This window comes from Micromonospora sp. 4G55, from assembly GCF_016803375.1.
In genome coordinates this window covers 1-7,302 of the sequence record NZ_JAEVHN010000299.1, presented here as the reverse complement: position 1 = coordinate 7,302, position 7,302 = coordinate 1, and the positions used below count along the sequence as shown (strand labels likewise).

The following is a 7,302-nucleotide window of genomic DNA, read 5'->3' as shown; positions in this document are numbered from 1 at the left end:
GCGTCCGGGGCGGGCGAGTTGACGTGGCGGGTGACCGCGTCGATGGCGAGGGTGAAGCCGGTGGGCTGTTCCATGGTCAACTCCTCGGTACGGGACGGGTGGAGGTGCGGACGACCAGCTCGGTGGGGAGCAGGATCTGCCCGGCGGCGTCGTCCGCCGGCGGATCGAGCAGCAGTTCGGCGGCGATCCGGCCCTTCTCCTCGGCCGGTTGCCGGACGGTGGTGAGGCCGGCAGCGGCCGCTTCGGCGACGTCGTCGAAGCCGGTGACCGAGACCGTGGCGGCCCGCTCCCCGAGTGCGTCCAGCGCGCCGAGCGCGAGCACGTCGGAGGCGGCCAGCACGGCCGTCGGCGGATCGTCGCCGGCGAAGAGGCCGGCCACCGCCTCGGCCCCGGCGGCGCGGCTGTTGCCGGTGGCGTTGACCAGCGTGATGTCGGGCCAGTCGACGCCGACCGCGGCCAGGGCGTCGGCGAAACCGGCCAGGCGACCCCGGGTGGTCGGGTGCGGTGCGGCGTCGGCACCGGCGAGTCGCAGCGGCCCCGGTGGCGCCTCGGGGAGCACGGTGTCGGCGAGCAGCGCCACCCGGCGGTGCCCCAGGCCGACGAGGTGGTCGGCGACGGACCGGGCGGCGGCCCGCTCGTCGATGCCGACGTACCGGTTGGCGGGGGGGCGCGGTGGTGACGAAGGGCAGCCCGCGACCGCGGATCACGTCCAGGGCCCAGTGCTCGTCGGCGGCGCAGTAGACGCAGAACCCGTCGACCGCCGCGTTCTCCACGGCCGCCCTGGCCTGCGTCGCGCCGGTGGGCAGCGGCACGAGCAGCAGGCTGGTGCCGTGCCGTTCGGCCGCCTGGGCGACACCGGCCAGGAACCGGACGGCGAACGGGTCGGTGAAGGCGTAGGACAGCTGCGAGGTGAACAGGACGCCGATCGCGCCGGCGAAGCCCCGCCGCAGCGAGCGGGCCGTCGGGTTCGGGCCCGGGTAGCCGAGCTGCCGGGCGGTGTCGAGGATCCGGGTGCGCAGCGCCGCCGAGAGCTGGTCGGGACGGCAGTACGCGTTGGAGACGGTGCTGCGTGACACACCGACCGCCGTGGCCACGTCCTGGAGTGTCGGTCGCACCGGGCCTCCTTCTGGATCGATTCAGTCTGGATCGATTCAGAGACTAGCGGGACCGGCTCGGAACGGTCAAGGGAAACGGACACCACACGACGAACGGCGCCGGCCGCAGCCGACGCCGTTCCTCAGCAAACCGGGCTCAGGGCTTGCGGGCGACCCCGCCGTACATGCTGACCTCCGCCACCGAGGGGCGCGGCTGCGGCTCGGCCTCGGCCCGCCACTGCGCCACCGAGCAGAGCCCGGGCTCGACCAGTTCCAGCCCATCGAAGAAGCCGGTGAACTCGTCGAGGGTGCGCAGGTTGATCAGCCCGTGCGGGCCGCCGCCCCGGGCCGCCGCCCTGGCCTCCTCGGCGACGTCCGGGGGGAGGTATTCGTGGGTGGCGTGCGACGCGGCGAGGTAGCTGCCGGGCGGCAGCGCCGCCAGCAGGCGGCGCACCACCGCGTACGGGTCGTCGGTGTCCGGAACGAAGTGCAGGATCGCCACCAGCATCAGCCCCACCGGCTGGGACAGGTCGATGGTGCGCAGCAGGTCCGGGTGGCGCAGGATCTTCTCCGGGTCGCGCAGGTCGGCGTCGATGTAGGCGGTGGAGCCCTCGGGCGAGCTGGTCAGCAGCGCCCGGGCGTGGGCCAGCACGATCGGGTCGTTGTCGACGTAGACCACCCGGGACTCCGGGGCGAGCCGCTGGGCGACCTCGTGGGTGTTGTCGGCGGTCGGGATGCCGGTGCCGATGTCGAGGAACTGCCGGATCCCGGCCTCGCGGGTGAGGTGGCGGACCGCCCGCTGGAGGAAGCGCCGGTTCTCCAGGGCGCTGGTGCGGATGGTCGGGAAGCGGGCCGAGATGGCGTCACCGGAGTCCCGGTCGGCCTGGAAGTTGTCCTTGCCGCCGAGCCAGTAGTTGTAGCGCCGGGCGGGGTGCGCCACCGAGGTGTCGATCCGGTCGCTCGGGTGGGCGGAGCCCGTGGTGGTGCCCGGGGCTTCGGTGGTCACAGTCGCCTCCATGACTCTGCGCCATCGCGCGCGATAGCCTCCGTCCACTGTCGCCGGTCACGGAGAATGGTAGAGGCATTCCCGGAGGCCGCGTCGGCCCGGGCGACGGTCACGCCGGGTAGAGCTCGTCGCGGAGCCGGGCCAGGATCTCCGGCGTACGCTCGGGCGGCGCCGCCTCGACGCAGAGCCGCTCCATGGCCACCGCGTAGTAGTCGAGGTCGTCGCGCTTGTCGAGGTAGATGGCGCTGGTGAGCTGCTCGATGTAGACGATGTCGGGCAGATCGTCGTCGCCGAACCGCAGGATGGTGAACGCCCCGCCGGCGGCGGCGTGCCCGCCCGCGGCGAACGGGATGACCTGCAGCCGCACGTGCGGCGACCGGGTGGCCTCGATCAGGGCGTCCAGTTGGCCGCGCATCACCGCCGGCCCGCCGATCGGGCGGCGCAGGGCGGCCTCGTCGACCACCGCCCACACCTGTGGCGGGGCGGCGCGGCGCAGCAGCTCCTGTCGGCGCAGCCGCAGCTCCACCCGCCGGTCGACCTCCTCGGTCGGGGCCTGCCGGTGGCCGAGCAGGACGACGGCGCGGGCGTACGCGGCGGTCTGCAACAGGCCGGGGACGAACTGCACCTCGTAGGTGCGGATCAGCGAGGCGGCGGCCTCCAGGCCGAGGTACGCCTGGAACCAGCTGGGCAGCACGTCGCCGTACCGGTGCCACCAGCCCGGGCTGTTGGCGTCGCGGGCGAGCTTGAGCAGCGCCTCCCGCTCGTCGGCGGCGCTGACCCCGTAAAGGGTGAGCAGGTCGGCGACGTCGCGTTCCTTGAAGCCGACCCGGCCCAGCTCCATCCGGCTGATCTTGGATTCGGAGGCCCGGATCTCCCAGCCGGCGCCCTCGCGGGTGACGCCACTGGCCTCGCGCAGGCGGCGAAGCTGGGCGCCGAGCAGCATGCGCAGCACGGTGGGCCCGGTCGCCGGACCCCCCTCCGCGGTCGCCATCGCCACGTCGCCCTCCACCTGCTCGCCGTGCGCCGGCCGGGCGCCCCACCCCCGACCGACGTGTAAGCATGCCATGGACGGTGGGTGATCAGAACTCCTCCGCGCGGCCGAGATGGTCCCGCCGCGGGACCGACTATCGATCGATCAGGTTGTCGAAGTCCCCGTCGCGGGCGCGAGGACGAACGCCGCGATCTCGTCCACTGTGTAGATCAGCGCGGGACCCTCGGGATGACGGGAGTTACGGACCGCGATGCCCGTCCTGCCGGGGAGTTCGGCCAGCTCGACGCAGTTGCCGCTGGGGTTGCTCCGCCGACTCTTCTGCCACCTCAGCTCGGGGAGCTGAGTGACGGGTACGCCGTTCTCGGGCTGCTGCATGAGGGGTCTTTCTGTGCGGTGATGAGCCGTCCGGTGTCGCAAGTGGAGGATGTCGCGGCGGGGAGGACGGCGACGCCGGATCATGCCGTGCTGCACGTGCATCTGCTATTGCATCTGCATTGGACAGCGAGCATGATAGCCCACGTGCGCGGTACCCGACCGTTCACTGACAGTTACCCCCACCCGGGCAGCCTCCTGGGAGAACGACGGCTGGGCACCGCACGCCGGCCGGCGCCCCGGGCCGTCCGCCGACGCCGCGAGGGAGGTCTCGTGCCGGATCCGCTGAGCGTCGCGTCCGGCATCTCCGCGGCGGGTGCGCTGGTCTCGGTGTGGCAGCTGCGCCGCCGGGCGCTGCGGGCGGAGGCGGAGATCGAGTACCTGCAGGCCGAGCTGGCCGCCGAGCGGCACGCCGCCAGCCACGACCCGCTGACCGGGCTGCCCAACCGGCGCGCCTTCTACCGGATCGCCGCCGCGCTGCTCACCGACGCCGGTGGGCGGCCGCTGATCGCCGTGGTGCTCGACCTCAACGACTTCAAGCAGGTCAACGACCGCTACGGGCACGCCGCCGGGGACCAGGTGCTGGTCAGCGTCGCGCAGCGACTCACCGCCTTCGCCGGGGACAACCTGGTCGCCCGGCTCGGCGGTGACGAGTTCGCCGGCCTGCTGAGCAGCCCGTCGGTCGACCGGCGCTGGATCGACCACGCCACCCGCCGGCTCTGCGAGGCGATGGCCGCGCCGATCCCGGTGGGCGGGCGCGCCGTACGGGTCACCGCGTCGGTCGGCCTGGCGCCGGTCAGCGGCCCGACCCAGCTCGCCGAGGCACTCTGCGCCGCCGACGCCGCGATGTACCGGGCGAAGGGCGTCACGGCCCGCCGGTCCCCCCGGCAGCTCCTGGACGCCCCGCGCCTGGCCGAGTACTGAGCACCCGGCCGGGCGTCATCGGGACCACTTAGACCAGGGTGGCGAGGTACTCCTCCAGCGCCCGGTACGACTCCCGCGCGCCGTTCTCCATGCCCGAGCTCACCATCGCGTCCCGCTCGGCGGCGGTGTCGAAGCGGGTGGTGCCGGTGACGACCGTGCGGCCGTCCTGCTCGGTGAAGACGATCGTCTCCACGGCCACGTGACCGGGCGCGCCCTCGAACTCGAACGTCTGCACGATCCGCTCGGGCGCCGCGATCTCGCGGAACTCGCCGCGGAAGGCGTAGGAGTTGCCGTCCGGGGCGTGCTCGACGAACCGGTACCGGCCGCCCACCCGGAAGTCGATCTCGACGTCGAGCGGGTTGCCCCGACCCCACCACCGCGCCAGGTGCGCGGGGTCGGTGTGCGCCGCCCAGACCATGTCGCGGGGCGCGTCGAGGACCCGGGTGAGCACCACCTCGCGGTCGGTGGGCAGCGCGACGGTCAGGTCACCGGTCGGGTTCATGGTCGTTCTCCTTCAGCTCTCGCAGGTAACCGTCCAACGTGTCGTACCGGTCGTCCCAGAGCCGGCGGTACTGGTCGACCCACTCGGCGAGGACCCGCAACGCCGCCGGCTCGATCCGGCACCGCCGCCACTGCGCCTCGCGGGTACGCACGATCAGCCCCGCCGCCTCCAGCACGTTCAGGTGCTTGGAGATCGCCTGCATCGAGATCGGGAACGGCGCGGCCACCTCGTTGACCGTCGCCTCGCCGGCGGCCAGGCGGGCCAGGATGGCCCGGCGGGTCGGATCCGCGAGGGCGGCGAAGACGGCGCCGACCTGATCTGGTGAGGTCACTGTAATCAACCACCTGGGTTATAAACCGATAAGTTGAATGTACTCGTCGGAGGTGCCCTGTCAAGGACGAACGCGCAAATTCGAGTCGGCCGGGCCGTCCCGGTTCAGCGCCAGCCGTAGCCGGCGCGCAGGGCCTGGCCGATCCGGTCGAAGCGACCCCGGTCCAGCACCGCACCCTCGCGCCGGATGCTGTCCTCGCGCATGGTCAGCACCCGGTCGAGGCGGACCCAGCTCGGGCGCTGGTCACGGTCCCACTCCCCCGGGCCGAGCGCCAGCCAGTGCCGCTGACCGTCGCGCTCGCTCTGGCTGGAGAGCATCAGCCCGAACAGCGTGCGGCTGTGCCGGCCGACCACCAGCACCGGGCGGTCCTTGCCCTGCCGGGGGTCGTCCTCGTACGGCACCCAGGTCCAGACGATCTCACCGGGGTCGGCCTGGCCGTCCAACTCCGGGGCGTACGTCAGCTCCCGGCGCTGCAACGCGCCGACCTGGCGGCGACGGGCCACCTGGGCCGGAATCCGGCCGGCGGTACCGGCCGGCGCGGCCGCACCTCCGGTCACCCGACCGAGCCGGGCGACGACGTTCCTCAACAGACCTGCCACGGGCGGCAGCCTAACGCCCCCGCCGCCCGGGCGCCCGACCCGCCGGCGGGGTAATCCGCTCGACCGGTGGCGGGCCGGGTGGCGAGGATCGGAGCGTGCAGGTTCCCCAGCGGCAGATCCGGGCCCGCTTCACCGACACGACGCTGACCGTCTACCAGGCGTACCCGCCGGAGATCGCGGCGGCGGCGCTGGCCGCCGGCCGGTTCTGCCCGCCGTTCCGGCGCGGCCGGATGACCTGGATCAAGCCCTCGTTCCGGTGGATGATGTACCGCTGCGGCTGGGCCACCAAGCCGGCCAGGAACGGGTGCTGGCGTCGAGCTGACCCGCGCCGGCTTCGAGTGGGCGCTCGACCGGGCCTGTCCCAGCTCCCCTGACCCGGCCCGGCACGCCGACCGGGCCGCCTGGGCCCGCGAGCTGAAGAGCAGCGACGTGCGGGTGCAGTGGGATCCGGAGCGGTCGCTGCGGCTGGCCCCGCTGTCGCACCGGTCGCTCCAGCTCGGGCTCGCCCGCCGCGCGGCCGACCGGTACGTCGACGAGTGGGTGGTCGGGCTGACCGACGTCACCGCGACGGCACGGGAGATCCGGGCGCTGCTCGACGCCGGCGACGACCGGGCCGCGGCGGCGCTGCTGCCCGACGAGCGCCCCTATCCCCTGCCGGCCGGACCGGCGGCCACCATCGGCGCGACGCCGACCTGAACACCCGCCGGCGTCTGGGCGAGGATGGTCTCGACGACCGCCGTCCCGCCGCCGGTCGACCGGCCCGAAGGAGAGACATGATCGAACTGCCGGGAGACCTGCCGGTCGTCGAACGCACCGCCGTCCGGCTGGTGGTGCGCGACGCGCAGGACCGGGTCCTGCTCTTCCACACCCGCGACCCGGACCATCCCCGCCTCGGCACCTGGTGGGAGCTGCCGGGCGGCGGGATGGATCCCGGCGAGACGTACGCCGAAACCGCGGTGCGGGAGCTGCGGGAGGAGACCGGCTTCGTGGTCACCCCCGCCCGGCTCGGCCCGCCGGCCTGGCGGCGGCGGGCCAGCTTCATCCACCGGCAGCGCCGGCACCTGCAGGACGAGGTGGTGATGACGGTACGGCTCGACGCCGCCGGGCCGGACGTCGACGGCGCCGAGCGGCTGGACTACGAGGTGGAGGACTACTTCGGGTTCCGCTGGTGGACGGTCGACGAGGTGGTCGGCAGCACGGAACGCTTCTACCCGGGGCGGCTGCCCGCGCTGCTCCCCCGGTTCCTCGCCGGCGAGGAGATCGACGAGCGTTCGAGCTGTGGTCCTGAGCGGGGGTGCCGACCGGGCCCGGGATGGGCACAGTAGGGGGATGACGACGACCCTGCACACCCCGCTGGCCCGCTACGCCGCCCGGCTGCACGCCGGCGCCGGCGACCGGCACCACGTCGCCTCACCGCTCGGCGCCTGGCTGCTGCTGGCGCTGGCCGCGCCGGCCGCGACCGGTGCCGACCGGGACGAGCTGG

8 protein-coding genes and 2 pseudogenes are annotated in these 7,302 nt (G+C 73.7%); 3 read left to right on the top strand and 7 right to left on the bottom strand.

The window, feature by feature from the left end:
- Positions 1-76: 76 nt before the first annotated feature.
- The 4 genes and pseudogenes from JNW89_RS22020 to JNW89_RS22000 form a co-directional block, all read right to left on the bottom strand.
- Entirely contained in the window at positions 77-643 is a 567-nt protein-coding gene (locus tag JNW89_RS22020) for a substrate-binding domain-containing protein (protein WP_238450341.1), read from the bottom strand.
- A gap of 608 nt (positions 644-1,251) precedes the next feature.
- Positions 1,252-2,112, bottom strand: coding sequence for an SAM-dependent methyltransferase (locus JNW89_RS22010; RefSeq protein WP_238450339.1), 861 nt, complete (start codon positions 2,110-2,112; stop codon positions 1,252-1,254).
- Positions 2,113-2,209: 97 nt separating this feature from the next.
- The gene (locus JNW89_RS22005; protein WP_238450340.1) at positions 2,210-3,097 is read right to left on the bottom strand and encodes a helix-turn-helix transcriptional regulator; all 888 of its coding nucleotides are present in this window, start codon (positions 3,095-3,097) and stop codon (positions 2,210-2,212) included.
- A 127-nt stretch (positions 3,098-3,224) separates the two neighbouring features.
- Positions 3,225-3,466 (bottom strand): annotated as a pseudogene (locus tag JNW89_RS22000) (DUF397 domain-containing protein).
- 270 nt (positions 3,467-3,736) lie between these two features.
- On the opposite strand from JNW89_RS22000, the gene JNW89_RS21995 reads away from it, so the two are divergent.
- Positions 3,737-4,387, top strand: coding sequence for a GGDEF domain-containing protein (locus JNW89_RS21995; RefSeq protein WP_238450338.1), 651 nt, complete (start codon positions 3,737-3,739; stop codon positions 4,385-4,387).
- Between the two features lie 28 nt (positions 4,388-4,415).
- Here the strand turns inward: JNW89_RS21995 and JNW89_RS21990 are convergent, their stop codons facing one another.
- The 3 genes from JNW89_RS21990 to JNW89_RS21980 all read right to left on the bottom strand — a co-directional run bounded on the left by JNW89_RS21990 (position 4,416) and on the right by JNW89_RS21980 (position 5,819).
- The gene (locus tag JNW89_RS21990; protein ID WP_238450337.1) at positions 4,416-4,889 is read right to left on the bottom strand and encodes an SRPBCC family protein; all 474 of its coding nucleotides are present in this window, start codon (positions 4,887-4,889) and stop codon (positions 4,416-4,418) included.
- Positions 4,873-5,220: a helix-turn-helix transcriptional regulator gene (locus JNW89_RS21985; RefSeq protein WP_172894347.1), complete on the bottom strand. Its 348-nt coding sequence runs from the start codon at positions 5,218-5,220 to the stop codon at positions 4,873-4,875. The genes JNW89_RS21990 and JNW89_RS21985 overlap by 17 nt, the downstream gene beginning before the upstream one ends.
- Before the next feature lie 104 nt (positions 5,221-5,324).
- Positions 5,325-5,819 carry a type II toxin-antitoxin system PemK/MazF family toxin gene (locus JNW89_RS21980; protein WP_238450336.1) on the bottom strand — a complete coding sequence of 165 codons (495 nt, stop codon included), beginning with the start codon at positions 5,817-5,819 and terminating at the stop codon, positions 5,325-5,327.
- Between the two features lie 95 nt (positions 5,820-5,914).
- Here JNW89_RS21980 and JNW89_RS21975 point away from each other — a divergent pair.
- Both JNW89_RS21975 and JNW89_RS21970 read left to right on the top strand, forming a co-directional pair.
- Positions 5,915-6,515, top strand: a pseudogene (locus JNW89_RS21975) (DUF4291 domain-containing protein).
- Between the two features lie 77 nt (positions 6,516-6,592).
- Positions 6,593-7,144, top strand: coding sequence for an NUDIX hydrolase (locus JNW89_RS21970; protein ID WP_238450335.1), 552 nt, complete (start codon positions 6,593-6,595; stop codon positions 7,142-7,144).
- Positions 7,145-7,302: the final 158 nt, after the last annotated feature.